Genomic DNA, 26602 nt, shown 5'->3' with positions numbered 1-26602 from the left:
TCCGTCATGCCCCTGATCCTGCTGATCCTCGTCCTCGTCGTCCTGCGCTATTTCGAGGTCTGGCGCTTCGCCGAACTGTCCTGGTGGTGGATCGTCGGCCTGATGGTCGCCGGCTTCATCTGGTTCGAATTCATCGAAAAGATGCTGGGCCTCGACAAGCGCAAGGCCCACGACCTCGACGAAAAGCGGCGCAAGGAACGCGTGAAGCAGAGTTTCGACAAACGCAAATAGGCGCCCGGCAGCTTAACACGCGTGCTTTGTTGGCGCACAGGCCATGTGCGTATATGGCATGTTCTCGGGACGTATGAACATCTGCCGTCGCCCCCGCGCAGGCGGGGGACCATGCTGAGGCGCCGAGGTCAGAAACGCCGCGTCATCGTACAGAATCCGAGTTCCGATGCTCAGTATGGGTTCCCGCCTGCGCGGGAACGACGGACTTAACAGGTCACCGCCCCCTTGCTCGCCGGCTGCGCAAGCGCCGCGAACTTGGCCAGCACCCCACGCGTATAACGCGGCGCCGGCCGCACCCACGCCGCGCGCCGGCGGGCGATCTCGTCGTCCGGCACGTTCAGCTGGATCAGCTGCCGGTGCGCGTCGATCGTGATCGAATCCCCTTCCTGCACGAGCGCGATCGTGCCGCCCTCGAACGCTTCCGGCGTCACGTGGCCCACGACCATGCCCCACGTCCCGCCGGAAAAGCGACCGTCCGTGATCAGCCCGACGGATTCGCCGAGCCCCTTGCCGATCAGCGCCGCGGTCGGCGCCAGCATCTCCGGCATGCCGGGGCCGCCGCGCGGGCCCAGGTAGCGCAGCACGAGCACGTCACCCGGGTTGATCCGGTTCGCGAGGATCGTGTCCATCGCGCTGTACTCGTCGTCGAACACGCGCGCCGGCCCCGTGATCACGGGGTTCTTCAGGCCCGTGATCTTGGCCACGCAGCCCTCCGGCGACAAATTCCCCTTCAGGATCGCCAGGTGGCCTTCGCTGTACAGCGCCCGGTCCAGCGGACGGATGACGTCCTGGCCTTGCGCCGGCACGGACGGCACGTTCGCCAGTTCCTCCGCCAGCGTGCGGCCCGTGATGGTGATGCAGTCGCCGTGCAGCAGGCCCGCGTCCAGCAGCAGCTTCATCACCTGCGGGATGCCGCCCGCCCGGTGCAGGTCCGTCGCGACGTATTCGCCCGACGGCTTCAGGTTGCAGATCACGGGCACCTTGCGGCGCACTCTCTCGAAATCGTCGATCGTCCATTCCACCTCGGCCGCGTGCGCGATGGCGAGGTAGTGCAGCACGGCGTTCGTCGAGCCGCCGGTCGCCATGATCACCGCCACCGCGTTCTCGATCGATCGTCTCGTGATGATGTCGCGCGGCTTCAGGTCGCGCTTGACGGCTTCCACGAGCACGCGCGCCGACTCCGCCGCCGATCCCACCTTCTCGTCGTCCGGATTGGCCATCGTCGACGAGTACAGCAGCGACATCCCGAGCGCCTCGAACGACGACGACATCGTGTTCGCCGTGTACATGCCGCCGCACGACCCGGACGACGGGCAGGCGTTGCGCTCGATGCCGTCGAAATCCTCCTGGCTCATGCGCCCCGCCGTGAATTCGCCGACGGCTTCGAAAGCCGACACGATCGTCAGGTCCTTGCCCTTCCAGTGCCCCGGCCTGATGGTGCCGCCGTAGACGTAGATGCCGGGGACGTTCGTGCGCGCCAGCGCGATCATCCCGCCCGGCATGTTCTTGTCGCAGCCGCCGATCACGACGACGCCATCCATCCACTGGCCGTTGACGCACGTCTCGATGCAGTCGGCGATCACCTCGCGCGAGATCAGCGAGAACTTCATGCCTTCCGTCCCCATCGACATGCCGTCGGAGATGGTGGGCGTGCCGAACACCTGCGGATTGGCGCCCGCGTCGCGGATGGTGGCGATGGCCACGTCGGCCAGTTTCTGCAGGCCGGAATTGCAGGGCGTGATCGTGGAGTGGCCGTTGGCGACGCCGATCATCGGCTTGTCGAAATCCTCCTTGCGGTAGCCCATCGCGTAATACATCGAGCGGTTCGGGCTGCGGGCGACGCCTTCGGTGACGTGGCGGGAACGGCGGTTGTAAGGCATGGTCGGCTCCTGATGGGACGATTTTCCCAGCATGCCGCGCGGACCCGTTCGCGTCAAATGGGCGGTCTCGCGTGCTTCTGATATGCTGCGCGAATCACAGACACGCCACCCATACGATGAACATCGAAACGCGCCAGCTGCGCTACTTCGTCACCGTGGCCGAGGAACTGCACTTCGGCCGCGCCGCCGCGCGCCTGCACATGACGCAGCCGCCGCTGTCGCAGGCGATCGCCGCGCTGGAAGACGGCCTCGGCACGGCGCTGTTCCTGCGCAACCGCCGCACGGTCGCGCTGACGCCGGCCGGCAGCGCCCTGCTGCCCGAGGCCCGCCGCATCCTGCTCGAGGCGGCCCTGCTGCCCGAACTGGCGCGGCGCGCGGCCAGCGGCGAAGCGGGACGGCTGGCGCTCGCGTTCATCACGTCGGCCGACTACAGCGTGCTGCCGCCTTTCCTGCGCCGCTACAGCGAACGCTATCCGGGCGTGCAGCTGTCGCTGCAGGAAGCGACGTCGGACGTGCAGGTGGACGAACTGCTGCGCGGCCGCATCGACGCCGGCCTCCTGATTCCCCCGCTGCCCGACCGCGCGCGCGCCGGGCTCGACTACATGAAGGTGCTGGACGAGCCGCTGATCCTGTGCGCGCCCGCGGGCCTGCTGCGCAAGAAGGGGCCGGTCGCGCTGCGCAACCTGCCCGCGCTGCCATTGATTATTTTCCCGCGCGAGATCTCGCCCGCGCTGCACGACGCGATCCTGTCCTGCTTCCGTGAAGCCGGCATCACGCCGGCCATCGGCCAGCAGGCGATCCAGATGCAGACCATCGTCAGTCTCGTCTCGGCCGGCATGGGGTTGGCACTTGTGCCACAATCCGTGTCGAACCTGATGCGGCCGGGCGTAGAATACCGTGCCCTCGCCGACGCGACCCCGCTGGTCGAGACCGGCATCGCATGGCGCCGCGATAATCCTTCGCCGGTGCTCAAGGGCTTCCTGGAACTACTGAGGACAATTTAATTATGCTCGTTCACCCGCAACCGAACCCGGTCGCCTTCAGCATCGGCCCCGTCGACATCCACTGGTACGGGATCATGTATGTGGTCGCCTTCGCCCTGTTCATCCTGCTCGGCCGCGTCCGCATCAAGACGCAGGCCCACGTGCAGGCGCAGGGCTGGACCAACACCGACCTCGACGACATGCTGTTCTACGGGATGCTGGGCGTGGTGATCGGCGGGCGCCTCGGCGAAGTGCTGTTCTACCGCCCGGACTATTATTTCTCGCACCCGGCCGAGATCTTCATGACGTGGCACGGCGGCATGTCGTACCACGGCGGCTTCCTCGGCGTGCTGATCGCGATGGCGCTGTGGGCCAGGAAGCGCGGCCGCAACCTGCTCGACGTGTACGATTTCATCGCGCCGATGGTCCCCATCGGCTATGCGTGCGGCCGTCTCGGTAATTTCATCAACGCGGAGCTGCCGGGCCGCCTGGCCGATCCGAACCTGCCGTGGGCGATGCTGTGGCCGGGCGTGGAAGGGCTGCGCCATCCGTCGCCGCTGTACCAGATGCTCGTCGACGGCATCCTCGTCTTCGTGATCATGTGGCTGTTCGCACGCAAGCCGCGGCCGCGCCTCGCCGTCGGCGCGCTGTACACGCTGCTGTATGGCTGCGCGCGTTTCTTCACCGAGTATTTCCGCGTGCCCGATTGGGAGACGCATGTGATGGGGTTGCCGATCACGTCGGGGCAGGTATTGTCGCTGCCGATGATCGTGGCGGGGCTGATCATGCTGGGGTGGGCGTATTCGGGTTCAAACAAACGGGCCGTGCACGCCTGAACGTCGTCCCCGCGCAGGCGGGGACCAAGTTTTACGCATGTCGATAACGCGTACAAACTGGGCCCCTGCCTTCGCAGGGCGACGGTTTGAATTACGTGGCCGGGATCGACACGCCCATCAACGCCAGCACCTTGTCCCACTGCGCTTTCGTCACCGGCGAAATGGACAACCTGCTGCCCTTCTGCAGCAGCACCATGTCTTCCAGCGCCGGCACGCCACGCATCTCGGTCAGCGGCAGATAACGTCCTTCCGCCACCGCGGTCACGTCGACGGAAATCCAGCGTGGCTGCTCCCGCGTCGCCTTCGGATCGAAATAGTGGCTGGAAGGGTCGAACTGCGACGCATCCGGATACGCACCGCCGGCCACCTTCGCGATACCCGCCACGCCCGGCACCGCGCAGCTGGAGTGATAGAACAGGACGCCGTCGCCGACCTCCATCTGGTCGCGCATGAAATTGCGGGCCTGGTAGTTGCGCACGCCGAACCAGGCGACCGTCTTGCCGGGCGCTGCGAGGACGTCGGCGAAACTCACTTCATCGGGTTCGGATTTCATCAACCAGTAGCGCATGCGCGGGTCCCCATTCGTCAGCACAAATGAAAAAGCGGCTGCGAACTTATCGTACGCAACCGCTTCGGAATATATCCCCGCCTGTGCCGTTTTTGCCGGCATCCCGAACCTGATGGCTCAAGGTGGTCGTAGTCAGTTCAATTTCGGGTTCGTCGAACTAGCGACGATCGCGCCCACCAAACATGTTCCACAACCTATGCGAAAGAATGGTTCAAGGAATATATGGCAAATCTCGAACACCGCAGGGTAGACGGCAGTTTACTACGATGGCCGGGCATGTCAAACGTTTTTAGGCTCAGGCCAGGTTTTGGTCGGCCGAGAGTGCGGCATCCAACACCGTGTGCATCGCCTCGAGTTTCTGCTTGACTTCCAGGATCGTCAGGTCCGCCAAGGGTCCCTGCGGCGCTTTCACGGACAGGAATTCGGCGGCCACCGACAGCGCCGCCATCACGGCGATGCGGTCCGTGCCCTTGACCTTGCCCGAGTCGCGCAATGCGCACATTTTGCCGTCGAGATAGGCCACGGCTTCGCGCAGCGTCTTCTCCTCGCCGTCGCGGCACGCCAGGCGATACGGCAAGCCCATGATGGTCACGTCCAGTTGGATCATTGCGGGGCCTCGGCGTCGTCGGTCGTCGTTTCGGGAGCGGGTTCGAGGTGCGCCAGCAGCGCTTCGACGCGCTGCTGGGCCGCGATCAGCCGGTTCTTGAAGTCGACGTTTTCTGCGCTGAGCAAGGCGTTCGCCTGGCGCAGCAGGTAGTTCTCGCTGCGCAGCGCCTGGGTCAACTGGGCGAGCCGGTCGATCTTATCGGAGAGGTCTTGGAATTCGGAAATCATCCGTAACTATAGGATCGTCTTGAATTTTTCGTCAACAGGCGCGCGCTCCCGTGCGATCGTGCGCCCTGTCGCGGGCGTTCGATGTTACCCTCATATGCTTATGCGTTCATCAACCGCCGCCAGGTCGCGCATCCGGCGGCGCGCCTCCCGCATTGTCCCAATGCGTCCGAATCGGTTGCGAAACCGCAAAAAAGTCGATTAAAACTCGAACACAGTGGCTTGAAATGCCAAATTATCGTCCCTATAATTAGCACTCGTTAGTAGAGAGTGCTAACAAACCTTTCTACGCCGCAGTGAGTCGATCCCGAGGATGGCTGGCTGCGGTCCCTGGATAGCTCGTCAAACCAACTAAAAGGAGTTTTGCATGAACCTTCGCCCATTGCACGATCGCGTGATCGTGAAGCGTCTCGACCAGGAAACCAAGACTGCATCCGGCCTGATCATCCCCGATGCGGCGGCCGAGAAGCCGGACCAAGGTGAAGTGCTGGCCGTCGGTAACGGCAAAGTGCAGGAGAACGGCAACGTCCGTCCGCTGGAAGTGAAAGTCGGCGACCGCGTCCTGTTCGGCAAGTACTCGGGCCAGGCCGTCAAGGTCAACGGCGAAGAGCTGCTGGTCATGCGCGAAGAAGACATCATGGCCGTCGTGGCCCAGTAATTCGTCCAATAACTTCCTGAATCTGGAGAAATAAAACATGGCAGCTAAAGATGTAGTGTTCGGCGACGTAGCACGCGCCAAGATGGTCGAGGGTGTCAACATCCTGGCCAACGCAGTCAAAGTCACCCTGGGCCCGAAAGGCCGCAACGTCGTGCTGGAACGTTCGTTCGGCGCCCCGACCGTCACCAAGGACGGTGTCTCGGTCGCCAAAGAGATCGAACTGAAAGACAAGCTCATGAACATGGGCGCGCAGATGGTCAAGGAAGTCGCTTCGAAGACCAGCGACAACGCCGGTGACGGCACCACCACCGCGACCGTGCTGGCACAAGCCATCGTCCGCGAAGGCATGAAGTTCGTTGCCGCCGGCATGAACCCGATGGACCTGAAGCGCGGCATCGACAAGGCCGTCACCGCTACCGTCGAAGAACTGAAGAAGATCGCCAAGCCGACCACGACCTCGAAAGAGATCGCACAAGTCGGTACCATCTCGGCCAACTCGGATTCGTCCGTCGGCGAGCGCATCGCCGAGGCGATGGAAAAAGTCGGCAAGGAAGGCGTCATCACCGTCGAAGACGGCAAGTCGCTGAACGACGAGCTGGACATCGTCGAAGGCATGCAGTTCGACCGCGGCTACCTGTCGCCGTACTTCATCAACAACCCGGACAAGCAGGTTGCCGTTCACGAGAACCCGTTCGTCCTGCTGTGCGACAAGAAGATCTCGAACATCCGTGATCTGCTGCCGGTGCTGGAGCAAGTCGCCAAGGCTGGCCGTCCGCTGGTCATCGTCGCCGAAGACATCGAAGGCGAAGCGCTGGCGACCCTGGTCGTCAACAACATCCGCGGCATCCTGAAGACCGTCGCAGTGAAAGCCCCGGGCTTCGGCGACCGTCGCAAGGCCATGCTGGAAGACATCGCCATCCTGACCGGTGGCCAGGTGATCGCCGAAGAAGTCGGCCTGACCCTGGAAAAGGTCTCGCTGAACGAACTGGGCCAGGCCAAGCGTATCGAAGTCGGCAAGGAAAACACCATCATCATCGATGGCGCCGGTGCTGCCGAAGCGATCGAAGCGCGCGTCAAGCAGATCCGCATCCAGATCGAAGAAGCGACCTCGGACTACGACCGTGAGAAGCTGCAGGAGCGCGTGGCCAAGCTGGCCGGCGGTGTTGCCGTGATCCGCGTCGGTGCCGCGACCGAAGTCGAAATGAAAGAGAAGAAAGCACGCGTGGAAGACGCGCTGCACGCCACCCGCGCTGCCGTCGAAGAAGGCATCGTCCCGGGCGGCGGCGTGGCCCTGCTGCGTGCCCGTGCCGCGCTGAACGTCAAGGGTGACAACCCGGACCAGGAAGCCGGTATCAAGATCGTCCTGCGCGCGATGGAAGAGCCGCTGCGCATGATCGTCCAGAACGCCGGTGAAGAGCCGTCGGTCGTCGTCGCCGCCGTCATCAACGGCCAGGGCAACTACGGCTACAACGCGTCGAACGGCACCTATGGCGACATGGTCGAAATGGGCGTGCTGGATCCGGCCAAGGTCACCCGCTCGGCCCTGCAGAACGCAGCGTCGATCGCCGGCCTGATGCTGACCACCGACTGCATGGTCTCGGAAGTCGCCGAAGACAAGCCGGCCGCTGGCGGCATGGGTGGCATGGGCGGCATGGGCGGCATGGGCATGGACGGCATGATGTAATTCGCCGTACCCGCGCCGTACTCCGTCGCACCGGAAGCCCGCAGGGTTCGCGCCCTGCGGGCTTTTCTTTTGTCCGGACTAACCGTGCGAGCCTTGAACCGCAGCCGCTGCATACTGGCGGCATCGACTTCAAGCGGAGGCACCATGGCGGCAGTCAACCTGGACGAACTCGAACACGCGGCCCTCGTCGTCGACGATGGCGAAGGCCGCGCCACGGCCCTCGTCGCGCGCGCGACGGGCATGATCCATTTGCTCAACGACGACTACATGGACGAGGAAGCGCCGCTGCCGGCCGACCCGGACGCAGGCGACGGCGACTACGTGGCCGTGCCGCCCGCGAGCACGCTCGGCATCGGCGACCAGCTCGTGTTCCGCTTCGCCGCCACGCACCTCGCGGGCGACCAGGCGACGATCCGCGACCTCGTCCGCGCCGAAGACACCGACGGTTTCGAGCGCCTGCTCGACGAGCGCGGCGCCACCGAGTCGTGGCAGCGCTTCCGCACCGAGGAAACGCAGACCGCGCTGCGCCGCTGGTGCGACGAACACGGGCTGCGGGTCGGCGGCTGACGGCTCGGAACGGGGTCTCGAACGCCGCCCGTACACTCGGGCGGCGTACGTTGATGATACGGTTGCGCAGCACGCCGGCTATGGTCGCGTAGCGGCTGTCGTCGACGAAGTCCGAACCCGGCACGTTCACGGCCGTCACGCGCCGTGCCGATCCCGCGCGCGGCTTCCAGGCCGCATCGACGTCGAGGTCGCGCTGCGCATGCAGATAGACCGTCTGGTTCGTCGACACGCGGACAAGGCCGCCCTGGCGGAGCCCGAAGTTGGCGCCGGCCGAGAACCGGTCGCGCCGCCAGTCGGCGACTAGGTTCGCGGACAGCGGCACCTGCTGGTCGAGCCGGTTGTCCGGGCCCGGCACCGCATCCACGTGCGACCAGTTGTGCGCGACGTCGCCGCGCAGTTCCAGCGTCCGCACCGGGAAATGCGTTTCGAGCTGCAGCGTGGGCGTCGTCGCGCCGCCGACGTTTTCCGGCTGCGACGCCCAACGGCCTGCAGCCGCATCGAAGCGGACCAGGTTGCGCGTGGTGTCGTCGATGCGGCGCTGCGATGCGCTCACCGAGAACCGCGCGCCCGCCGCCCATTCGCGTTCATACGCCGCATCGATGACCGCGCGCTGCCGAAGCCGGCGCCGTCGACGCAATGTCGCGACGGAGCAAACCGACGGCCGGATTGCCGCCCGCATCGCGGTCGCTGCCGTTGTCCGTGTAGCCGCCGGAGGCATTGAATTTCGTCTCCAGTATGCCGCCGCCCTCGAACGCACCCACTCGAGCGCCGCGCGTATCGAACAGGTTGGTGTCGCCGTATTTCACGAGGGCGTCGTGGCGGACGACGATGCGGGCCGCGGTGTCGTCGCGGCGCGGATCAATTCCAATGATACGCAATTTTTACTACCAAGTAGTAGCAATTATGAATTCCAACAATAGGAAAAAATAATTGCCATTCTCGTCTATTTTTGTTCAGCATCTGCCATACTTCCTCACCACATTGGCAAGGAGGAACGACACGTGAAACGATTTGCACTGCTTGCGGCCTTCCTGGCCGCCCTGCCCCTGGCCGGCATCGCCGCCCCCGCACCGTCGCCGGAACGTCAGATCGACGCGCTGTTCGCCCCATGGAACCGGCCGGGCATGCCGGGCGCCCTCGTCGGGGTGATCCGCGACGGCAAGGTGGTGCTGACGAAGCGCTACGGAATGGCCGACATCGAGCGCGGCGTGCCGATGTCGCCGTCCGCCGAGTTCTTCATCGGGTCGATGTCCAAGCAGTTCACCGCGTTCGCCATCCACCTGCTGGCAAATGACGGCAAGCTGTCGCTCGACGACGACGTCCATCTGTACCTGCCCGACGTGCCGGACTTCGGCAGGAAGATCACGATCCGCCACCTGCTGCACCACACCAGTGGATTGCGCGACTACTTCGACCTGATGGCCATGGCGGGCCTGCGCCCGGGCGACGTCATCGACGAGGACAAGGCGCTGGCATTGATCAGGCGCCAGCGCACACTCAACTTCGAACCCGGCCAGGAATGGGACTACTCCAACACCGGCTACGTGCTGCTCGCGCGGATCGTGGAGCACGTGGCCGGCAAACCGTTTCCCGAATTTGCACGCGAACGCATCTTCGTCCCGCTCGGTATGACGCACACGCTGTTCCAGCAGGACTACCGCACCCTCGTGCCCGGCCGTGTCCTGTCGTACGTGCCCGCCGACACCGGCGGCTACCAGTTCGCGCCGGTCAACATCTCGATGGCCGGCGACGGCGGCGTGTTGACGACGCTGGGCGACCTGGCCCTGTGGGATCGCAATTTCTACGACGGCCACGTCGGCGGCATGGACGTGGTCAGGCAGATGCAGGCAACCGGCGTGCTCAATGACGGCAAGCCGATCGAGTACGCATCGGGTCTGTTTGTCCATACCTACCGTGGCCTGAGGATGGTCGAGCATGGCGGCACTATCGGCGGCTACAGCACCCAGCTGTGGCGTTTTCCCGATCAGCGTGTGTCGGTGATGGTGCTCGCCAACACGGCCGACATCGATACGTACCAGACCGTGCGCAGGATCGCCGACATGGCCCTGGACCGTATCCCTGGCGTGGAGCCGGCCGCTCCTGTTGCACCCGCGAAGACGTTCAAGGAAATCCGGCTCGACCCTGCGCGGCTGGATGCGCTGGTCGGCTTTTACGCGACGTCGCCGCAATCGGGGATCGCCTTCACCAAGGAGAACGGCCGGCTGATGGCGCTCGGCATGGGATTCCCGAAAATGCCCGCGTTTCCCTATGGCGAGCGCGATTTCTTCGCCAGGGTGACGGCCTCCCGCTTCAGCTTCGATCCACCCGGCCCGGACGGCATCGTCGCGGGCGGCATCCTGCACTGGGGCGAGCAGGATATTCCCGCCACCCGCACCACACGTCCGATGCCTTCCGCAGCCGAATTGAAGCGAGTCGAAGGCGATTTCTACAGCGACGAGCTGCACGTCCTGTATTCGATCGCCGGCAAGGACGGCGACCTCGTGCTGACCTATCCGGGCGGCACGGTCACGCTCGGTTTCAACGGCGAACGCGACTATGAAACCGGCTTCGGCACGCTCAAATACCAGTGCGGCACCGATGGCTGCACCGGGTTCACGATCGGTACGGAGCGAGCGCGCAACGTCCGGTTCACGCGGGTCGCACTGGCTCCCTCCAGCCGTTAAGTTGCTGGGCAACACCAGTTGGTTTAGACTGGTTCTTTCCCTTCCAACTTGCCAACATGTCCGCACGCCCCGTCCGCCTGCTGAGCGCCACCCTCTTCGCCCTGGCCGCGCTGGCCGCCTGCAAGGGCGAAAAACCGGCGCCGCCGCCGAAGCCGGCCGCCGTCCAGGCGCCGGCCGTGCCCACGCGCACGCGCGACCAGGCGATTGCCGCGCTGATGGCGCTGCCGGAACTCAAGACGTGGTCGGAGCAGATCGAAAAGCGTTCGCATGGCGCGGCCCACGGTGCCGTCATCGAGGACGATCCGACCCCGCGCGTCATCGAAGGCAAAAAGTATTACCAGCTGAGCTTCGTGGAAGACCGCAAGCAGAACGTGCACCGCCGCGCCAGCTTCCTCGTGTCGTACGAGGGTGACGACATCCTCGTCGAAGACCTGGACAATGATTCCGTGCAATCGCTGGCCGAATGGCGGCGCAATATCCGCAACGTCGAACTGAAGTCGCGTTGATCGGCCACAAACCAGCCCCCATTCGACGCGTCTATCGTGGACGCTGCCGCTGACCGTGCAGCGCCACCGCCCGTTCGCGCGGACGGTGGCGCCACTCCTCCCCCGGTCGGCGGCGCCTCCCCTTCATCGATTCACACCCGCGCCCGCCACTCCGCCAGGTAATGCTGCGGCGTCTTGCCGAGCAGCTTGCGGAACATGCTCGTGAACGCGCTCGGGCTCGCATAGCCCAGTGCCTCCGCGATCCTGCCCACGCTCTCGCCGCGCGCCAGCATCTCGAATGCGTGCGCCAGGTGCACCTGCTGCACCCACTGGCGGTAGTGCAGACCCGTCTCGCGGGGAAACAGCCGGATCAGCGTGCGCGCGCTGGCGCCCGCGTCGAGCGCATAGTCGTCGAGCCGGCGCTGGCTGGCGGGATGCGCCATGATGTCCGTGCACAGGGCCTGCAACCGGCGGTCGCGCGGCCACGGGACGGCGATCGGCACCGTCTCCATGGCCTCCAGTTCCGACAGGATCAGCCGCGCCAGCGCCTCGCCGCGCCCGCCGGGCGGATAGTCGACGGGCTCCGCCGACAGCGCCAGGATCAGCTCGCGCAGCAGCGGACTCACTTCCAGCACCTTGCACCCGTCGACGAGACGGCCCGCCGCCGCCTTCTCGATGTACAGCGTCCGCATATTGACGCGGCTGAGCATCGTCAGCTCGTGCACGATGCCGGGCGCGATGAGGAGTGCGCGGCGCGGCGGGATGATCCACACGCCCAGCGCCGTGCGCACCCGCATCACGCCTTCGCTGGCATACAGCAGCTGCACCCACGGGTGGCTGTGGGCTTCGACGAGTTCGCCGTGCTGCACTTCGGACGGCACGGCCGTCACGCTGCGCGGCAGCTTGCGGAATTTCTGGCGGTAGCGGGGAGACGGGGCGATCGTCATATGTCACTTACGCGACGAAAAATGGAATATGCGCTTGAATTACCGATATTACACTGGACCGCCATTCATCGGAAAAACCACCATGACCATGCCCACCTCGCCTTCCGTCACGGCGACCGGGCCGGCCAGCGCCGCGCCCGGGACCGTGCTCCAGATCCTGTTTTCCGTCGCCTTCGTGCACCTGCTGAACGATTGCGTGCAGGCCGTGCTGCCGTCGATCTACCCGCTATTGAAAGAACAGTTCGCGCTCAGCTTCACGCAGGTCGGCCTGATCACGCTGACGTTCCAGTGCACCGCGTCGCTGCTGCAGCCGTGGATCGGCCTGTACACCGACAAGCGCCCGATCCCGTTCCTGCTGCCGGCCGGGATGTGCGTGACGCTGGCCGGCGTCGCACTGCTGGCCGTCGCCGGCACGTTTCCGATGTTGCTGCTGGCCGCGGGCATGATCGGCATCGGCTCGTCCACCTTCCACCCGGAAGCGTCGCGCGTGGCGCGGCTCGCGTCCGGCGGACGCTTCGGCTTCGCGCAGTCGCTGTTCCAGGTCGGCGGCAACCTCGGGTCGGCATTCGGCCCGCTGCTGGCGGCCGCCATCATCGTGGGCCGCGGCCAGGGCCGCATCGCGTGGTTCATGCTGTTCATCCTCGTCGCGGTGATCGTTCTCGTGGGCGTCTCGCGCTGGTATGGCAGCCACCTGAAGACGATCACGCGCAAGGCCGCCGCGCACGCAGGGCCGGCGCTGCCGCGTGCGACCGTCATCCGCGCGCTGGCCGTGCTGGCCATGCTCGTGTTCTCGAAATACGTCTACATGGCGAGCCTGTCGAGCTATTACACGTTCTACCTGATCGAGAAATTTCACGTCCCCGTCGGCACCGCGCAGCTGTACCTGTTCGTGTTCCTCGCGGCCGTGGCGGCCGGCACGTTCGCGGGCGGCCCGATCGGCGACCGCATCGGCCGCAAGCGCGTGATCTGGGTGTCGATCCTCGGTGCCGCGCCGTTCACGCTGGCGCTGCCGTATGCGGACCTGTTCTGGACCGGCGTGCTGTCCGTGGTGATCGGGCTGGTGATGTCGTCCGCGTTCTCCGCGATCGTCGTGTTCGCGCAGGAGCTCGTGCCGGGCAAGGTCGGCATGATCGCGGGGATCTTCTTCGGATTGATGTTCGGCGTCAGCGGCATCGGTGCCGCGGCCATGGGGCATCTCGCGGACGTGTCCGGGATCGAGACGGTGTATCGGCTGGCGTCGTTCCTGCCGTTGCTGGGGATTCTGGCGGCGTTTTTGCCGAAGATCGAAGCGCGCAGATAGCCTTAAGACCGTCGCCCCCGCGCAGGCGGGGGCCCAAGTTCTGCATGCGTTATCGCGATGCGTGCAAATTGGGTTCCCGCCTGCGCGGGAACGACGGTTTCACAGCTAGCTGTCGAGGTGCGAGATGAGCGCCCTGCGGCCCTCGCCCTCCCCCTCCACCGCCGCCGGCGGCAGCGCCCGCGCATGATGCACGTCGACGGAGATGCCAACGGCCATGATGTCGATGAGGAGCAGCTGCAGGATCCGCGAAATCATCGCGAGGAAGTGCGTGCTGTCCTCCGCGTGATCCACGGCCAGCAGCACGTCCGCGCGGCGCGCGAGCGGCGACTGGCTGTTGCAGATCGCGATGACGTCGGCACCGGCCGCGCGCGCCGCATCCACGGCCGACAGCAGGTCCGGCAGGCGGCCCGAGTTCGAGATCGCGACGACGACGTCGCCCGGTCCCAGCAGCTCGGCCGCCAGCTTGAACAAATGCGAGTCGCCGTACAGCGCCGTCGGGATGCGGAAGCGGAAGAACTTGTGCTGGCCGTCCAGCGCCACCACGCGCGAATTCCCCATCGCGTAGAACTCCACCCGTTTCGCGCGGCTCACCAGTTCGATCGCGCGGTCGATGGCGCGCACGTCCAGCTGGTCGCGGAACTGCAGGATCGCCGAGATCGTGTTGTCGATGACCTTCGCCGACAGGTCGTGCGTGCTGTCGCTGCCGCGCACCTGACTGTGGCGCACGGGGATCGATCCCGTCAGGCTGCTCGCGAACTTCAGCTTGAAATCGGCGAGGCCGAGGAAACCGAGCGAGCGGCAGAAGCGGATCACCGTCGGCTGGCTCACGTCCGCCAGCTTCGCGATGCCGGCGATCGGTTCGTTCAGCACGAGGCGCGGCTGTTCCAGCACGAGGGCCGCCACGCGCTGCTCGGCCGGCGTCAGTTCCGGGCGCAGCTTGTGGATGCGGTCCATCAGCGTGTTGCCGCCGCTGCGGCCGCGCAGGTGTTCCGACAGGATGTTCGCGACACCGTCGAACGCCACGTGCGGCGTCGAGATCACGTACGTCGGGATGTCGGACAGGTAGCTGGAAAAACGGCCCTTCGCTTCGAAGCGCGTGCGGAACGGCGACGTCCTGAACCACTCGCCCAGGCGCGGCACGATGCCGCCGCCGATGAAGATGCCGCCGAACGCACCCAGCGTCACCGCCAGGTTCGCCGCGGCGCCGCCCAGCATGCCGCAGAAGCATTCGAGCACTTCCAGGCACAACGCATCGTGGTCGTCGAGCGCACCGGTGATGATCTCGGCGGACGTGCGCGCGGGCGCATCCACCTTGTTACGCTCGGCGAGCGCGCGATGGATGATCTCCATGCCGGGGCCGGAGATCAGGCGCTCGTTCGACACGTGGCTCCATTCGCGCCACGCGGTCTGCAGGATCGCGAACTCGCGCTCGTCGCTCGGTGCGAAGTTGACGTGGCCGCCTTCGCTGCCGAGGGTGACGAAGCCGTCGACGGTCGGAATGCCGCCGGAGACACCCAGGCCCGTGCCCGGTCCGAGCACGCCCAGCACGGCGCCCGGCACGGGTTTGCCGGGACCGACCTGCATCAGGTCCGATTCCTTCAGGCCCGGGATCGCCATCGCCAGCGCCGTGAAGTCGTTCACGATCAATAGGGTGTCCAGCCCAAGCTCGCGCCGCACGGCGTCCGTGGAGAATTCCCACGGCCGGTTCGTCATGCGCACATAGTCGCCGTCGACAGGGTTCGCGAGCGCGAGCGCGCCGTGGTGCAGGCGCGTGTCCGCGTGTTCGGCGAGGTAGAAACGCAGCATCGGGACAATGCCCGAGTAGTCGTCGCACTTCAGCACGCGCACCGAGCGATAGGTGCCGGGTGCGGTCTGCAGCGCGAAGCGCGCGTGCGTCGCGCCGATGTCGGCCAACAGGCGCGGGCCGTCGGCGAACGCGGTGCGCGTATTGTCTGGTTGCTCTTCCATTATGCGATTGTACCGAACCAGCCGCCGTACGGGGGCAGCGTGACGGTCGTGCCGTTCACGTCGCCGGACAGGCCGTGGCCTTCGAGCTTCTTCGCACCCGCCGCTTCGGGCCAGTCGAACGTCAGCGGCGCATTGGTCACGTTGAATACGGCCAGCACCGACGGGAAGCCTGCCTCGTCGCGGCGCAGCGCCAGCGCCTGTTCCGGCACGTCGAAGAACGCGATGTCGCCGCGCGTCAGCTGCGGCAGGCCGCGGCGCCATTGGATGATGTTGCGCGCGAAGTTCAGCGTCGATTGCGGGTCCTTGTCCTGGCCTTCCTCGGCCAGGCACACGTGCTCCGGCGGCACCGGCAGCCACGGTTTGCCGGTGGTGAAGCCGGCGTTCGGCGTTGCGCGCGTCCAGGGCATCGGCGTGCGGCAGCCGTCGCGGCCCTTGAACTCCGGCCAGAACGTGATGCCGTACGGGTCCTGCAGCAGCTCATAGGGAACGTCCGCTTCCGGCAGCGCCAGCTCGTCGCCCTGGTACAGGCACGGCGTGCCTTTCAGCGACAGCTGCAATGCCAGCACGAGCTTGGACAAGGCCGGCGTCCATTCGCCGGCGGACCAGCGCGTGGCGACGCGAATACTGTCGTGGTTACCGACCGACCACGAGGCCCAGCCGTCCTTCACGCGCGCATTGAATTCCTCGACCTGGCGGCGGATATGGCGGCTGGAGAACTGGGGCGTGAGCAGGTTGAAGCTGTAGGCCATGTGCAGCTTGTCGCCGCCCGACGTGTAGTCGGCCATGACGGCCAGCGAATCGTCCGCGCCCACTTCGCCGATCGCGACGGCGCCGTATTCGTCCAGCAGCTTGCGCAGCCTTTGCAGGAACGCGATGTTCTCGGGCTGGGTCTTGTCGTGGATGTGGGCCTGCATGCCGTACGGGTTCACGTCCGTGACGGTCGACGTGTCGCGCACGAGGGCCGGCGGATTGCTCTGGAGCGAGCGGTCGTGGAAGTGGAAGTTGCAGGCGTCCATGCGCACGCCGTCGACGCCGCGCTCGAGCCAGAAGCGCAGCGAATCCAGGTGCGCCTGCTGCACGGCCGGATGATGAAAATTCACCTGCGGCTGGTTCACGAGGAAGTTGTGCATGTAGTACTGCTTGCGGCGGCTGTCCCACTGCCACGCCGGGCCGCCGAACACGGACAGCCAGTTGTTGGGCGGGTTGCCGTCCGGGAGAGGATCGGACCACACGTACCAGTCGGCCTTCGGATTGTCGCGGCTCGAGCGGCTCTCCACGAACCACGGATGGTTCTCGGCCGTGTGCGCCATCACCTGGTCGATCATGATCTTCAGGCCCAGGCTGTGCGCCTTCGCGACGAGCGCGTCGAAATCGGCCAGGGTGCCGAACAGCGGGTCGACGTCGCAGTAGTCCGCGATGTCGTAGCCGAAATCCTTCATCGGCGACTTGAAGAATGGCGACAGCCAGACGATGTCCACGCCCAGGCTGGCGATGTAATCCAGCTTGGCGGTAATGCCCGGCAGGTCGCCCACCCCGTCGCCATTCGTGTCGAGATAGCTGCGCGGGTAGACCTGGTAGATGATGGCTTCGCGCCACCACGGATTCTTGTCGTGCGAGGAAGTGGTCATGCGGTGTCTCTCCAATGATTTTTACGCAATATACAGGATGAAATCCGCAATGACAATCGGCGCCAAAATTGCATAAAACCGTAAATATCCATTTAAATCATTGACTTACGATTTTTTATACAAAACAGAACCGTTCCGATCGGTAGTCAAACTACATCAATAAGTGTTAACCTGTCGCGTCAACAGAACACCACCGACCATGACCCGAACGACTCTCCGCGCCGCCGGCGCCCTGCTCTCCTGCCTGGCCGTCACCGGCGCCCACGCCGCCATCGGCCCGGACGCCTGCGACAGCAAAACCTTCGCGACCGTCCTGCATCCGGCCGCCGCGCATTACGACGCGCGCGCCGTCTGGCTCGACGGCAGGACGATCCAGTGGCCGGGCAGCGCGCCCGCCGGCAGCGTCAAGCTGTATCACGCGGCGCGCGGCACGATCGCGGCGCCGAAGGGCGAACAGGTGACCGGTGCGGACGGCGCGCTCCGTCTCGACCTGTTCTCCGGCCCCGTGCCGCCAGGTTTTACCTACCTGGCCCCGGGCCCGGTGCTGCGCGTGGGCGACGCCGATGCGGCCAGGCTGCCCGACCTGCACCGCGGCCAACTCGTGCTCGTGCGCGAGGATGCCGCGGGCCGCGTGCTGGACGCCACGCGCGTCCAGGTCGCAGGCGCGCTGGACGATGTGTACGCGGCCGCCGCCGACCTGCCGCCGCTGGGCGTGGACGTGGGCAGCGGCCGCACGCGCTTCACGGTGTGGGCACCGACCGCGCAGCAGGCGGCCGTCTGCGTCTACGGCGGCGGCACGGGCGGCGTGCGCGCGGTCTACCAGATGGACTTCGACCGCCGCACGGGCGCGTGGCGCGCCGCACTGCCGGGCGATTTGACCGGCAAGTACTACAAGTACGCGGTCGACGTGCCGGTCGATGCGGGCATCGTGCGCAACCTCGTCACCGATCCGTATTCGATCGGCCTGACGACGGATTCGAAGCGCAGCTACATCGCACGCCTCGACGCGCCGCGCCTGAAGCCGGCGGGCTGGGATACGACACCCGCGCCGCAGACGGTCAAGCACCAGACCGACATGGTCGTCTACGAACTGCACGTGCGCGACTTTTCGCGCGACGACGCCAGCGTGCCGGTCGCGCATCGCGGCAAATATCTCGCGTTCACCGATACCGGTTCGGACGGCATGAAGCATCTCGCGGCACTGGCGCGCAGCGGCCTGACGGACATCCACCTGCTGCCCGTGTACGACATCGGCAGCGTGCCCGAGACGGCATGCGCCGTGCCGCAACCCACCGGCACGCCGGACGGCGACACGCAGCAGGCTTTGGTAAAACGCACGGCGGAGACGGACTGCTTCAACTGGGGCTACGACCCGTTCCACTACAACGCGCCGGAAGGCAGCTACGCCACCGATCCGGCCGACGGCGCGCGCCGCATCGTCGAGTTCCGCCAGATGGTGCAAAGCCTGCACAGGACGGGCCTGCGCGTCGGCATGGACGTCGTCTACAACCACACGTTCATCGCGGGACAGAACGAGAGGTCCGTCCTCGACCGCGTCGTGCCCGGCTACTACCACCGCCTGGACGCGAGCGGCGCGATCGAGCGTTCGACCTGCTGCGACAATACGGCGACGGAACACCGCATGATGGGCAAGCTGATGATCGATTCCGTCGCGCTGTGGGCGAAGGAATACAGGATCGATTCGTTCCGCTTCGACCTGATGGGCCACCAGCCGCGCGCCGTGATGGAAGACCTGCAGAGAAAAGTGAATGCGGTGGCTGGCCGCGACGTCCAGCTGATCGGCGAAGGCTGGAACTTCGGCGAAGTGGCGGACGGCGCCCGCTTCGTGCAGGCGTCGCAGCTGTCGCTGAACGGCAGCGGCATCGGCACCTTCAACGACCGCCTGCGCGACGCCGTGCGCGGCGGTTCCGCGGGCGATTCGGGCGAGGCGATGTTCAGCCGCCAGGGCTGGATCAATGGACTCGTCTACGATCCGAACGCGCATGCGGGCGCGCGCCCCGCCGCCGACCTGTTGAAAGCCGCGGACCTGGTGCGCGCGGGGCTCGCGGGCTCGATCCGCTCGTATCCGTTGCACACGTCCGACGACAAGACCGTGCCGCTCGAATCCATCGACTACAACGGCCAGCCGGCCGGCTATGCGAGCGAGCCGGGCGAGGTCGTGAACTACGTCGAGAACCACGACAACCAGACGCTGTTCGACATCGACGTGTTCAAGCTGCCGCTGTCCACCACGGCCCAGGATCGGGCACGCGTGCAGGTGCTGGGCATGGCCGTGGACGCGTTCGCGCAGGGCGTCGCGTACTACCACGCGGGCATCGACGTGCTGCGTTCGAAGTCGCTGGACCGCAACAGCTTCAATTCGGGAGACTGGTTCAACCGCATCGACTGGACGTACCGCGACAATCACTTCGGTACGGGCCTGCCGCCCGCGGACGACAACGGCCGCGACTGGCCGCTGCTGCAGCCCCTGCTGGCAGATGCCGCCATCAAGCCCGCCCCCGCCGACATCGCGTTCGCGCGCGACGCATTCCGCGACCTGCTCGCCATCCGCGCCAGCTCCACGCTGTTCCGCCTGCCGACGGCGGCCGCCATCCGCCAGCGCCTGCGCTTCTTCAACACGGGAAGCAGCCAGGTGCCGACGGTGGTCGCCGCGCACCTGGACGGCCGCGGCCTGGCCGGCGCGGGGTTCGCCGGCATCGCCTACTTCATCAACGTGGACAAGGTCGGGCACACGGTCACGGACCCGGAGGCCGCCGGCAAGCGCCTGCACCTGCATCCCGTGTTCCTGTCCGAACACGTGGCGGACAAGCGCGCCACGCAGGCGACGTTCGACGGCGCGACGGGCGCGTTCTCGATCCCGCCGCGCACGGCCGTCGTGTTCGTCGAAGATTGAACGGCGCGCGCCCGGCGCGCGCCCGGTGCTAGTATTTTCCGTCCACAAGACGGGAGAACTGGCATGAGCAATATTCGCGCATGGGCCGCCCAGTCCGCCGGCGGCCCTTTGGCACCGTTCGCGTATGACCCGGGCCCGCTGGGACCGGAAGACGTGGAAGTCGAGATCGACCATTGCGGCGTCTGCCATTCCGACCTCTCCATGCTGGACAACGAATGGGGCATCACGGCGTACCCGTTCGTGCCCGGCCACGAAGCCATCGGCCGCGTGGCCGCGCTCGGCGCCATCGCCGCGACCAAGGGCCTCACCATCGGCCAGCGCGTGGGCGTGGGCTGGAACGTGCGCAGCTGCCAGCACTGCGCGGCCTGCATCCGCGGCGATTTTCATTTGTGCGCCAGCGTGCAGGCGACCATCGTCGGCCACCACGGCGCCTTTGCCGACCGCGTGCGCGCCCACTGGATCTGGAGCATTCCGATTCCCGGCGCACTGGCGGCGCAGAACGCCGGCCCGCTGCTGTGCGGCGGCATCACCGTGTTCGCGCCGCTGCTGCAACTGCACGTGCCGCCGACAGCGCGCGTGGCGGTATTCGGCATCGGGGGCCTGGGTCACATGGCGCTGATGTTCACCAGGGCCTGGGGCTGCGACGTGACGGCATTCACGTCCTCGCCCGGCAAGGTGCAGGAAGCGCTGAGCTTCGGCGCCCACCACACGGCATCGAGCCGCTCCGACGCCGACATGCGGCGGCTGGCCGGCAGTTTCGATTTCATCTTCATCACGGCCAATGCGCCGCTCGACTGGGATGCCGTCATCGCCCTGCTCGCGCCCGGCGGCCGCCTGCACTTCCTCGGCGCCGTGCTGCAGCCCGTGCCGGTGCAGGTCATGAGCCTGATCATGGGCCAGCGCGCGATCTCCGCATCGCCGACGGGCAGCCGCGCCCAGATCGACACGATGCTGCGCTTCGCGACCCACCACCACGTGGCGCCGAAGGTCGAGCACTTCCCGATGAGCCGCGTGAACGACGCGATGGATCATCTGCGCGCGGGCAAGGCGAGCTACCGGATCGTGCTGGATGCGGATTTCGCCTGACGGGGACAGTGCGGCTGGACCGATTGCAACATTGGTCCAGCCGCACTACAATGGACCGACGACAGGCTGCCCACCACGGAGACCATGAAGCTCGCGTTCCTCGCCGTCCTCGCCCTCTGCACCCCGGCCGGTGCCGCCACCCCGTTTCCACCGAACGGCGCCACCGGCGTCAATCCGGACACCCACCTGGTGCTTCGCTTCGCCAGCCCGCCGACGATCGGCCACGCCGGCAGGATCCGCATCTACGACGCGGCCGACGACAAGCTCGTGGACGAACTGGACCTGGGCATCCCCGCCGGTCCCACCGAACGCGCGCCCGGTCCGTATCCGCCCTACCTCGCCACGCCGTACGACTACGGCGGACCGCGCCGCACCAATGCGGATACGACGCCGGGCACGCCGTCCGCACCGGGCGTCCAGCCTGCCGCCGGCCACTACCAGCTGACGATCATCGGCGGCTTCACGGACGGTTTTCATTTCCACCCCGTGATCGTGCACGGCAACGCGGCCACGATTTACCCGCACCACGACCTGCTCCGCTACGGGAAATCGTATTACGTGCGGATCGACCCGGGCGTGCTGACGGTCGCCGACGGCAGCTTCAAGGGCGTCAACGACTGGCGCTTCACGACGAAGGCCCGTGCGCCGGCCGCGGATGCGCGCCGCGTGACCGTGGCGGCGGACGGCAGCGGCGATTTCGACACCGTGCAGGGCGCGCTCGACTGGGTACCGGACCGGCACGCCGGCCGCGTCACGATCTTCGTGAAGAACGGGGACTACGAGGAAATCGTCTACGCCCGCAACAAGCACGACGTCACCATACAAGGCGAGAGCCGCGACGGCGTGCGCATCCATTACGCGAACAACGAGGTGTTCAATCCGCATCCGCCGAACGTCGGCACGAACGAGTTGCCGGGCAGCTTCCCGTCGCGGCGCGCGGCGTTCGCGCTCGACCACGTGCACGGCATGGTGCTGGAAAATCTGACCATCGCGACGACGGCGAACGGCCAGGCGGAAGGCCTGCTGCTCAACGGCGAGCGCACGATCGTGAAGAACGTCACGATCGAAGGTGCGGGCGACGCGCTGCAGACGAACGGCAGCGCGTACTTCGAGAACCTCCGCCTGACGGGCACCGGCGACACGATCCTCGGCCGCGGTCCGGCGTACTTCCGCCACTGCGAGATCGCATCGCGCGGCGCGTTCATGTGGATCCGGAATACGCAGGCGAATCACGGCAACGTGTTCGACCGCTGCACGTTCCGTGCGACCGGCGGCGAGACTGTCCTGGCGCGCCTGCCCGACAACAAGGGCCGCAACTATCCGTATGCGGAAGCGGTGCTGCTGGATGCGACCCTGATCGGCATCGCGCCGGAAGGCTGGGGCCCCGTCGACGGCGATGCGGCGCACGTACGGTTCCGGGAATTCAACAGCCGCGCTGCGGACGGCAGGCCGGTGGATGTCAGCAAGCGGCATCCGGCATCGCGCCAGCTCGACAAGGATCGCGACGCGGACACGATCGCGCACTACCGCGATCCGGCCTGGGTGCTGGGCGGCTGGACGCCTCACTCGCCCTGACGGCTTCCCTTGCGATAATCGGTCGGACTGCTGCCCGTCCACTGCTTGAAGGCGCGGCAAAAACCGGTGGCGTCGGCGAAACCCAGGTCGAACGCCAGCGCCGCCACGCCCGTGTTCGAATTCGCCAGCCGGTGGACGGCGATGTCGCGCCGCAGGCCGTCCTTCACCAGCTGGAAGCGCGTGCCCTCTTCCGCGAAGCGCCGGTTGAGCGTGCGCACGGAGACGTGCAGCGCCTGCGCCAGATCCTGGATCGTCACCGGCTGCGCGATGTGCTCCTCGAGATACGCGCGCGTCCTGGCCATCGGGGTGCCGCGCTGGCCCGCGCTGAACGTCCAGTCTTCCGGCGCGCGTTTCAGGAACGCCCACAGCTCGTGCTTTTCGCGCCTGAACTGTTCGGCGCAATCGGCGTATGAAAAATAAATGCCCGTCACGTCCGCGTCGAAGCGGACCTCGCCGGGGAACAGGAACGCATGGTCTTCCGCGTGCCGCGGGTGAGAGAAGCGGAATTCGACGCGGTGCAGGCCGAGCTCCCGGCCGAGCAGCCACGATGCGATCCCGTGGATCAGCTTCATCATCAACTCGTGGGCCAGCGGCGTGACGGGCGTCCCCGGCGCCCGCTCCACCAGCGCCAGGCGCACCAGGTCGTTCTTCGTCGAGATCTGCAGCCGGTAATCGTCCAGCAGCAGGTTCCAGAAGCGCACGAGGCGATTCAGCGCGACCAGCACCGTCGGCGCATCCAGGAGGCTGAGCATCAGGTATTTCAGCGTGCCGCCCCGGATCGGCCGCGACCACAGGCCCAGCATCTCGTCGTCGAGCGTCGCCGCGATCGTCCGGTACAGCGCGACGTATTGCTGGCGCGTGAGCCGCGCGTCGGGCTGGTCGAGCAGCGACGGCGGAATGGCGGCGCTGGCGAGCGCTTGCGCCGCGACGCCGTCGCCATGCCGGGTGCGGATGGCGTGCAGCATCCCGTGCAGGAAGTGGGCAGAGAGGGTGATCATGCCGTGATTATGGCGCGTTTTGCATACTGATTGGCGCGATGCACCAACTTTTCGTGCACAACGTCCCTATACTGGCACTTGAATCCCGCGCCGCATGGCGCATTTTGCAAACCGTTGGGGAGCATGGAATGACTGCGAAACGTATCGTCGTGACCGGCATGGGCCTGGTGTCGCCGTTGGGCTGTGGGGTCGAGGCCGCGTGGGCGCGCCTGTTGAGCGGCGAGTCCGGCCTGGTCGGCCTGTCCGAGGAGATCACGGAAGGGATCGCGGCGAAGGTCGCAGGCGTCGTGCCCGCGTTGGCGGAAGACCGCCCGTGGGGTTTCGATCCCGACCGCGTCGTGGAACCGAAGGACCAGAAAAAGATGGACCGCTTCAGCATGTTCGCCCTCGCCGCCGCGCAGGAAGCCTTGCGGCAGGCCGGCTGGCAGCCGCAGACCGACGACGAACGCGAACGGACGGCCACCATCGTGGCGTCCGGCATCGGCGGCTTCGGCGCCGTCGTGGAAGCCGTCCGCACGACGGATGGCCGCGGGCCGCGGCGGCTGTCGCCATTCACCGTGCCGAGCTTCCTGGCCAATATGGCGGCCGGGCACATCTCCATCCGCCACGGTTTGCGCGGCCCGCTGGGCGCGCCCGTGACGGCATGCGCCGCGAGCGCCCAGGCCATCGGCGATGCCGCGCGCATGATCCGCGCCGGCGAGGCCGACGTCGCCGTGTGCGGCGGCGCCGAGGCGTGCATCGACCGGGTCAGCTTCGGCGCCTTCGCCGCCGCGCGGACGATGTCCACGAGCTTCAACGACGACCCCGCGCAGGCATCCCGTCCGTTCGACGCGGCACGCGATGGCTTCGTGATGGGCGAAGGCGCCGGCATCCTCGTCATCGAAGACCTGGAGCACGCGCTGCGCCGCGGCGCCGTGCCGATCGCGGAACTGGTCGGCTACGGCACGAGCGCGGATGCTTACCACATGACGTCGCCGCCCGAAGACGGCGACGGCGGACGGCGCGCGATGGCGCTCGCGATCCGGCAGGCGGGCGTGGCGCCGGAACGGATCGGGCACCTGAACGCCCACGCGACGTCGACGCCGGTGGGCGACGCCAGCGAACTCGCCGCCATCAAGGCCATCTTCGGCGCGGGCCAGGGCCCCGCCGTCTCGGCCACCAAGTCCGCGACGGGCCATTTGCTCGGCGCGGCCGGCGGCGTGGAAGCCATCTTCACCGTACTCGCGCTGCGCGACCAGGTGGCGCCGCCGACCCGCAACGTCGTGCAGCCGGATGCGGCGGCGGAAGGCGTCGACATCGTCGCCGGCGCGGCGCGCCCGATCGCGACGGAGTATGCGATCTCGAACGGGTTCGGATTTGGCGGCGTCAATGCGAGCCTGCTGTTCCGGCGCATGACACCGGCTTGACTGTTACGCGTACCGGAGTGGAGGCGCCTCCGCCGGCGCCAGGCAATCCGCGCGGGTCATCGTCACTCTTCCAATGGCCAGACTTCCACCGTCCCATGCGCCACCGCACAAGGAGATGTCGATATCAGCTGGATTGCCTCCGCCATGTCCGCCGCTTCGATGATCGCGAATCCGGCGATCGGCAACGGTGCCGACATGAAAGGCGCGTGCTCGGTTTCGATGCCACGGGCATCCGGATTGCGGACCTGGACGGGAGCGCCCGCGATGCCGATCAAGGCGCCGCGGCGCTTCAGCTCCGCGTCATGGGCGTGGGCCGCGTTGCGTATGTCGGGACTGGTCCGGTCGTAGCCGGCACGGTCGCCATAACCGATCGTTACGAATCTTGGCATGATTCCTCCTGTGTTTGCACCGCCGTCAAGACATGGCCATTCTGCGGCCAGGCAAAAACATCGGCAACAGTGCGATCGAAAACGCGCGTATGCGTTCCCGACGACATAGTCATCGCTGTTCGCCTTGCCCCCGCTTGCGCGCCCGATCCGTCAGCACGAGCGCGATCCCGCCCAGGATCGCAACGACGGCCACCATCAGCCGCGTCGTGAACGCTTCATCGAGCCACAACGTCCCGCCGACGGCCGCGATCACGGGCACGGACAGTTGCACGCTCGCGGCCTGCAGCGCCGACAGCCCGCGCAGCGCCGCATACCAGATCACGTAGCCGAGCCCCGACGTGAGCGCACCGGACGCGATGGCAAGCAGCACCCCGGCCGTATCCGCATGCGCGCGGGCCGCGCACATCAGGCCAAGCGCCAACGCCAGCGGCGTGGCGCGCAGGAAGTTCGATGCCGTGGCCGCGAGCGGGTCGGGCACGCCGCGTCCGCGCAGCGAATACGCGCCCCACGCGATGCCCGCGACGGCCATCAGCGCGGCGCCCATCAGCGGCGGCGCGGCCACGCCGGGCAGCACGAGCACGATGAAGCCGGCCAGCGCGAGCGCGAGGCCCGCCCAGCCGCGCGGCGCGAACCGTTCGCCGCCCGCGAGGCCCACGGCGAACATGGTCAGCTGGACGGCGCCGAACAGGATCAGCGCGCCGGTCCCCGCCGGCAAGGTGAGATAGGCGAACGAGAACGCGGCCACGTAGGCGAACAGCATGGCGGCGGCGCGCCAGTCCGGCTTCGCAGCGGCATGCGCACGCACGCGCATCGCGAGCGCCAGCACGAGCGCGCCGGACGTCACGCGGATCGCGCCGAAGGTCGCGGGATCGATGTGCGTGTCGCGCAGGGCGACGCGGCACAGCAGCGAATTCGCCGCGAACGCGGCCATGGCCAGCGCCGTCAGGGCGATCGTGGCCGCCGGTTCCTTCGGTCTGCGCGCGC

General features: G+C 66.7%; 24 protein-coding genes and 1 other RNA gene. 14 read left to right on the top strand and 11 right to left on the bottom strand.

The genetic code is table 11. The annotated features are described in order from the left end of the window. Positions 1-6: 6 nt before the first annotated feature. Positions 7-231: a TIGR04438 family Trp-rich protein gene (locus ASD28_RS17425; protein ID WP_056130629.1), complete on the top strand. Its 225-nt coding sequence runs from the start codon at positions 7-9 to the stop codon at positions 229-231. Between the two features lie 206 nt (positions 232-437). Here ASD28_RS17425 and ilvD read toward each other — a convergent pair whose 3' ends face one another. Next, a complete protein-coding gene (gene ilvD / locus ASD28_RS17420) occupies positions 438-2111 on the bottom strand; it encodes a dihydroxy-acid dehydratase (protein WP_056130627.1) in 1674 nt (557 codons plus the stop codon). 116 nt (positions 2112-2227) lie between these two features. Here ilvD and ASD28_RS17415 point away from each other — a divergent pair, with 116 nt between their 5' ends. Together ASD28_RS17415 and lgt are read left to right on the top strand one after the other, a co-directional pair. Further along, on the top strand, positions 2228-3115 hold the full coding sequence (locus tag ASD28_RS17415) for a LysR family transcriptional regulator (RefSeq protein ID WP_056130623.1): 888 nt from the start codon (positions 2228-2230) through the stop codon (positions 3113-3115). Positions 3116-3117: 2 nt separating this feature from the next. Further along, positions 3118-3930 carry a prolipoprotein diacylglyceryl transferase gene (gene lgt / locus ASD28_RS17410; protein WP_056130620.1) on the top strand — a complete coding sequence of 271 codons (813 nt, stop codon included), beginning with the start codon at positions 3118-3120 and terminating at the stop codon, positions 3928-3930. 91 nt (positions 3931-4021) lie between these two features. On the opposite strand, the gene ASD28_RS17405 is transcribed toward lgt, so the two are convergent. The 4 genes from ASD28_RS17405 to ASD28_RS17395 form a co-directional block, all read right to left on the bottom strand. After that, complete coding sequence (locus ASD28_RS17405; RefSeq protein WP_056130618.1) at positions 4022-4498, bottom strand: EVE domain-containing protein; 477 nt, start codon at positions 4496-4498, stop codon at positions 4022-4024. A 70-nt stretch (positions 4499-4568) separates the two neighbouring features. After that, positions 4569-4749: non-coding RNA, 6S RNA (gene ssrS / locus ASD28_RS31200), on the bottom strand. Between the two features lie 44 nt (positions 4750-4793). After that, the gene (locus ASD28_RS17400; RefSeq protein WP_056130616.1) at positions 4794-5105 is read right to left on the bottom strand and encodes a cell division protein ZapA; all 312 of its coding nucleotides are present in this window, start codon (positions 5103-5105) and stop codon (positions 4794-4796) included. Next, positions 5102-5332 (bottom strand): hypothetical protein, encoded by a 231-nt coding sequence (locus tag ASD28_RS17395; protein ID WP_056130612.1) that lies wholly within the window; start codon positions 5330-5332, stop codon positions 5102-5104. The genes ASD28_RS17400 and ASD28_RS17395 overlap by 4 nt, the downstream gene beginning before the upstream one ends. A 364-nt stretch (positions 5333-5696) precedes the next feature. On the opposite strand from ASD28_RS17395, the gene groES reads away from it, so the two are divergent. The 6 genes from groES to ASD28_RS17365 all read left to right on the top strand — a co-directional run bounded on the left by groES (position 5697) and on the right by ASD28_RS17365 (position 11428). Next, on the top strand, positions 5697-5987 hold the full coding sequence (gene groES, locus ASD28_RS17390) for a co-chaperone GroES (protein WP_056130611.1): 291 nt from the start codon (positions 5697-5699) through the stop codon (positions 5985-5987). A 37-nt stretch (positions 5988-6024) separates the two neighbouring features. Further along, a complete protein-coding gene (gene groL / locus ASD28_RS17385) occupies positions 6025-7671 on the top strand; it encodes a chaperonin GroEL (protein ID WP_056130608.1) in 1647 nt (548 codons plus the stop codon). Positions 7672-7815: 144 nt separating this feature from the next. Next, a complete protein-coding gene (locus ASD28_RS17380; protein ID WP_056130606.1) occupies positions 7816-8238 on the top strand; it encodes a hypothetical protein in 423 nt (140 codons plus the stop codon). Between the two features lie 437 nt (positions 8239-8675). Further along, on the top strand, positions 8676-9158 hold the full coding sequence (locus tag ASD28_RS31890) for a hypothetical protein (RefSeq protein WP_156403703.1): 483 nt from the start codon (positions 8676-8678) through the stop codon (positions 9156-9158). 81 nt (positions 9159-9239) lie between these two features. Then, positions 9240-10922: a serine hydrolase gene (locus tag ASD28_RS17370; protein ID WP_056130599.1), complete on the top strand. Its 1683-nt coding sequence runs from the start codon at positions 9240-9242 to the stop codon at positions 10920-10922. 56 nt (positions 10923-10978) lie between these two features. Beyond that, the gene (locus tag ASD28_RS17365; RefSeq protein WP_056130595.1) at positions 10979-11428 is read left to right on the top strand and encodes a hypothetical protein; all 450 of its coding nucleotides are present in this window, start codon (positions 10979-10981) and stop codon (positions 11426-11428) included. 131 nt (positions 11429-11559) lie between these two features. On the opposite strand, the gene ASD28_RS17360 is transcribed toward ASD28_RS17365, so the two are convergent. Then, entirely contained in the window at positions 11560-12354 is a 795-nt protein-coding gene (locus ASD28_RS17360) for a helix-turn-helix domain-containing protein (protein ID WP_056130593.1), read from the bottom strand. An 88-nt stretch (positions 12355-12442) separates the two neighbouring features. On the opposite strand from ASD28_RS17360, the gene ASD28_RS17355 reads away from it, so the two are divergent. After that, positions 12443-13654: an MFS transporter gene (locus ASD28_RS17355; RefSeq protein WP_229412083.1), complete on the top strand. Its 1212-nt coding sequence runs from the start codon at positions 12443-12445 to the stop codon at positions 13652-13654. Between the two features lie 105 nt (positions 13655-13759). Here ASD28_RS17355 and glk read toward each other — a convergent pair whose 3' ends face one another. Together glk and ASD28_RS17345 are read right to left on the bottom strand one after the other, a co-directional pair. Next, the gene (gene glk, locus ASD28_RS17350; protein WP_056130588.1) at positions 13760-15622 is read right to left on the bottom strand and encodes a glucokinase; all 1863 of its coding nucleotides are present in this window, start codon (positions 15620-15622) and stop codon (positions 13760-13762) included. Further along, on the bottom strand, positions 15622-17250 hold the full coding sequence (locus ASD28_RS17345) for an alpha-amylase family glycosyl hydrolase (RefSeq protein ID WP_056130584.1): 1629 nt from the start codon (positions 17248-17250) through the stop codon (positions 15622-15624). Before ASD28_RS17345 ends, glk begins: the two co-directional genes overlap by 1 nt. 199 nt (positions 17251-17449) lie before the next feature. On the opposite strand from ASD28_RS17345, the gene ASD28_RS17340 reads away from it, so the two are divergent. The 3 genes from ASD28_RS17340 to ASD28_RS17330 all read left to right on the top strand — a co-directional run bounded on the left by ASD28_RS17340 (position 17450) and on the right by ASD28_RS17330 (position 22825). Continuing rightward, on the top strand, positions 17450-20164 hold the full coding sequence (locus ASD28_RS17340) for an alpha-1,6-glucosidase domain-containing protein (RefSeq protein WP_056130582.1): 2715 nt from the start codon (positions 17450-17452) through the stop codon (positions 20162-20164). Positions 20165-20227: 63 nt separating this feature from the next. Continuing rightward, positions 20228-21250, top strand: a complete 1023-nt coding sequence (locus ASD28_RS17335; protein WP_056130579.1) for an NAD(P)-dependent alcohol dehydrogenase — start codon at positions 20228-20230, stop codon at positions 21248-21250. Between the two features lie 84 nt (positions 21251-21334). Beyond that, positions 21335-22825 carry a pectinesterase family protein gene (locus tag ASD28_RS17330; protein WP_056130578.1) on the top strand — a complete coding sequence of 497 codons (1491 nt, stop codon included), beginning with the start codon at positions 21335-21337 and terminating at the stop codon, positions 22823-22825. On the opposite strand, the gene ASD28_RS17325 is transcribed toward ASD28_RS17330, so the two are convergent. Continuing rightward, the gene (locus ASD28_RS17325) at positions 22813-23823 is read right to left on the bottom strand and encodes an AraC family transcriptional regulator (protein ID WP_229412033.1); all 1011 of its coding nucleotides are present in this window, start codon (positions 23821-23823) and stop codon (positions 22813-22815) included. The two genes, ASD28_RS17330 and ASD28_RS17325, sit on opposite strands and share 13 nt — an antisense overlap. A 128-nt stretch (positions 23824-23951) precedes the next feature. On the opposite strand from ASD28_RS17325, the gene fabF reads away from it, so the two are divergent. Continuing rightward, positions 23952-25229 carry a beta-ketoacyl-ACP synthase II gene (fabF, locus tag ASD28_RS17320; protein ID WP_056130572.1) on the top strand — a complete coding sequence of 426 codons (1278 nt, stop codon included), beginning with the start codon at positions 23952-23954 and terminating at the stop codon, positions 25227-25229. A 62-nt stretch (positions 25230-25291) separates the two neighbouring features. On the opposite strand, the gene ASD28_RS17315 is transcribed toward fabF, so the two are convergent. Together ASD28_RS17315 and ASD28_RS17310 are read right to left on the bottom strand one after the other, a co-directional pair. Then, entirely contained in the window at positions 25292-25618 is a 327-nt protein-coding gene (locus ASD28_RS17315; protein WP_056130569.1) for a YciI family protein, read from the bottom strand. A 109-nt stretch (positions 25619-25727) separates the two neighbouring features. Further along, positions 25728-26549: a DMT family transporter gene (locus ASD28_RS17310; protein ID WP_082577216.1), complete on the bottom strand. Its 822-nt coding sequence runs from the start codon at positions 26547-26549 to the stop codon at positions 25728-25730. Positions 26550-26602: the final 53 nt, after the last annotated feature.

This window comes from Massilia sp. Root133 (genome assembly GCF_001426525.1).
GTDB classification, from domain to species: domain Bacteria; phylum Pseudomonadota; class Gammaproteobacteria; order Burkholderiales; family Burkholderiaceae_D; genus Telluria; species Telluria orientalis.
The sequence above is the reverse complement of the archived record's forward strand: the minus strand, read 5'-3'. Positions and strand labels throughout refer to the sequence as shown.

Bases quoted from the DNA above. Each gene is read 5' to 3' on its own strand.
- ASD28_RS17340 (WP_056130582.1), top strand. From the start codon at position 17,450: ATGACCCGAACGACTCTCCGCGCCGCCGGCGCCCTGCTCTCCTGCCTG.
- ASD28_RS17400 (WP_056130616.1), bottom strand. From the start codon at position 5,105: ATGATCCAACTGGACGTGACCATCATGGGCTTGCCGTATCGCCTGGCG.
- ASD28_RS17325 (WP_229412033.1), bottom strand. From the start codon at position 23,823: ATGATCACCCTCTCTGCCCACTTCCTGCACGGGATGCTGCACGCCATC.
- ilvD (WP_056130627.1), bottom strand. From the start codon at position 2,111: ATGCCTTACAACCGCCGTTCCCGCCACGTCACCGAAGGCGTCGCCCGC.
- glk (WP_056130588.1), bottom strand. From the start codon at position 15,622: ATGGAAGAGCAACCAGACAATACGCGCACCGCGTTCGCCGACGGCCCG.
- ASD28_RS17335 (WP_056130579.1), top strand. From the start codon at position 20,228: ATGAGCAATATTCGCGCATGGGCCGCCCAGTCCGCCGGCGGCCCTTTG.
- ASD28_RS17395 (WP_056130612.1), bottom strand. From the start codon at position 5,332: ATGATTTCCGAATTCCAAGACCTCTCCGATAAGATCGACCGGCTCGCC.
- lgt (WP_056130620.1), top strand. From the start codon at position 3,118: ATGCTCGTTCACCCGCAACCGAACCCGGTCGCCTTCAGCATCGGCCCC.
- ASD28_RS17365 (WP_056130595.1), top strand. From the start codon at position 10,979: ATGTCCGCACGCCCCGTCCGCCTGCTGAGCGCCACCCTCTTCGCCCTG.
- ASD28_RS17315 (WP_056130569.1), bottom strand. From the start codon at position 25,618: ATGCCAAGATTCGTAACGATCGGTTATGGCGACCGTGCCGGCTACGAC.
- ASD28_RS17310 (WP_082577216.1), bottom strand. From the start codon at position 26,549: ATGGCCGCGTTCGCGGCGAATTCGCTGCTGTGCCGCGTCGCCCTGCGC.
- ASD28_RS17380 (WP_056130606.1), top strand. From the start codon at position 7,816: ATGGCGGCAGTCAACCTGGACGAACTCGAACACGCGGCCCTCGTCGTC.
- ASD28_RS17345 (WP_056130584.1), bottom strand. From the start codon at position 17,250: ATGACCACTTCCTCGCACGACAAGAATCCGTGGTGGCGCGAAGCCATC.
- groL (WP_056130608.1), top strand. From the start codon at position 6,025: ATGGCAGCTAAAGATGTAGTGTTCGGCGACGTAGCACGCGCCAAGATG.
- ASD28_RS17415 (WP_056130623.1), top strand. From the start codon at position 2,228: ATGAACATCGAAACGCGCCAGCTGCGCTACTTCGTCACCGTGGCCGAG.
- ASD28_RS17355 (WP_229412083.1), top strand. From the start codon at position 12,443: ATGCCCACCTCGCCTTCCGTCACGGCGACCGGGCCGGCCAGCGCCGCG.
- groES (WP_056130611.1), top strand. From the start codon at position 5,697: ATGAACCTTCGCCCATTGCACGATCGCGTGATCGTGAAGCGTCTCGAC.
- ASD28_RS17425 (WP_056130629.1), top strand. From the start codon at position 7: ATGCCCCTGATCCTGCTGATCCTCGTCCTCGTCGTCCTGCGCTATTTC.
- ASD28_RS17405 (WP_056130618.1), bottom strand. From the start codon at position 4,498: ATGCGCTACTGGTTGATGAAATCCGAACCCGATGAAGTGAGTTTCGCC.
- fabF (WP_056130572.1), top strand. From the start codon at position 23,952: ATGACTGCGAAACGTATCGTCGTGACCGGCATGGGCCTGGTGTCGCCG.
- ASD28_RS17330 (WP_056130578.1), top strand. From the start codon at position 21,335: ATGAAGCTCGCGTTCCTCGCCGTCCTCGCCCTCTGCACCCCGGCCGGT.
- ASD28_RS17360 (WP_056130593.1), bottom strand. From the start codon at position 12,354: ATGACGATCGCCCCGTCTCCCCGCTACCGCCAGAAATTCCGCAAGCTG.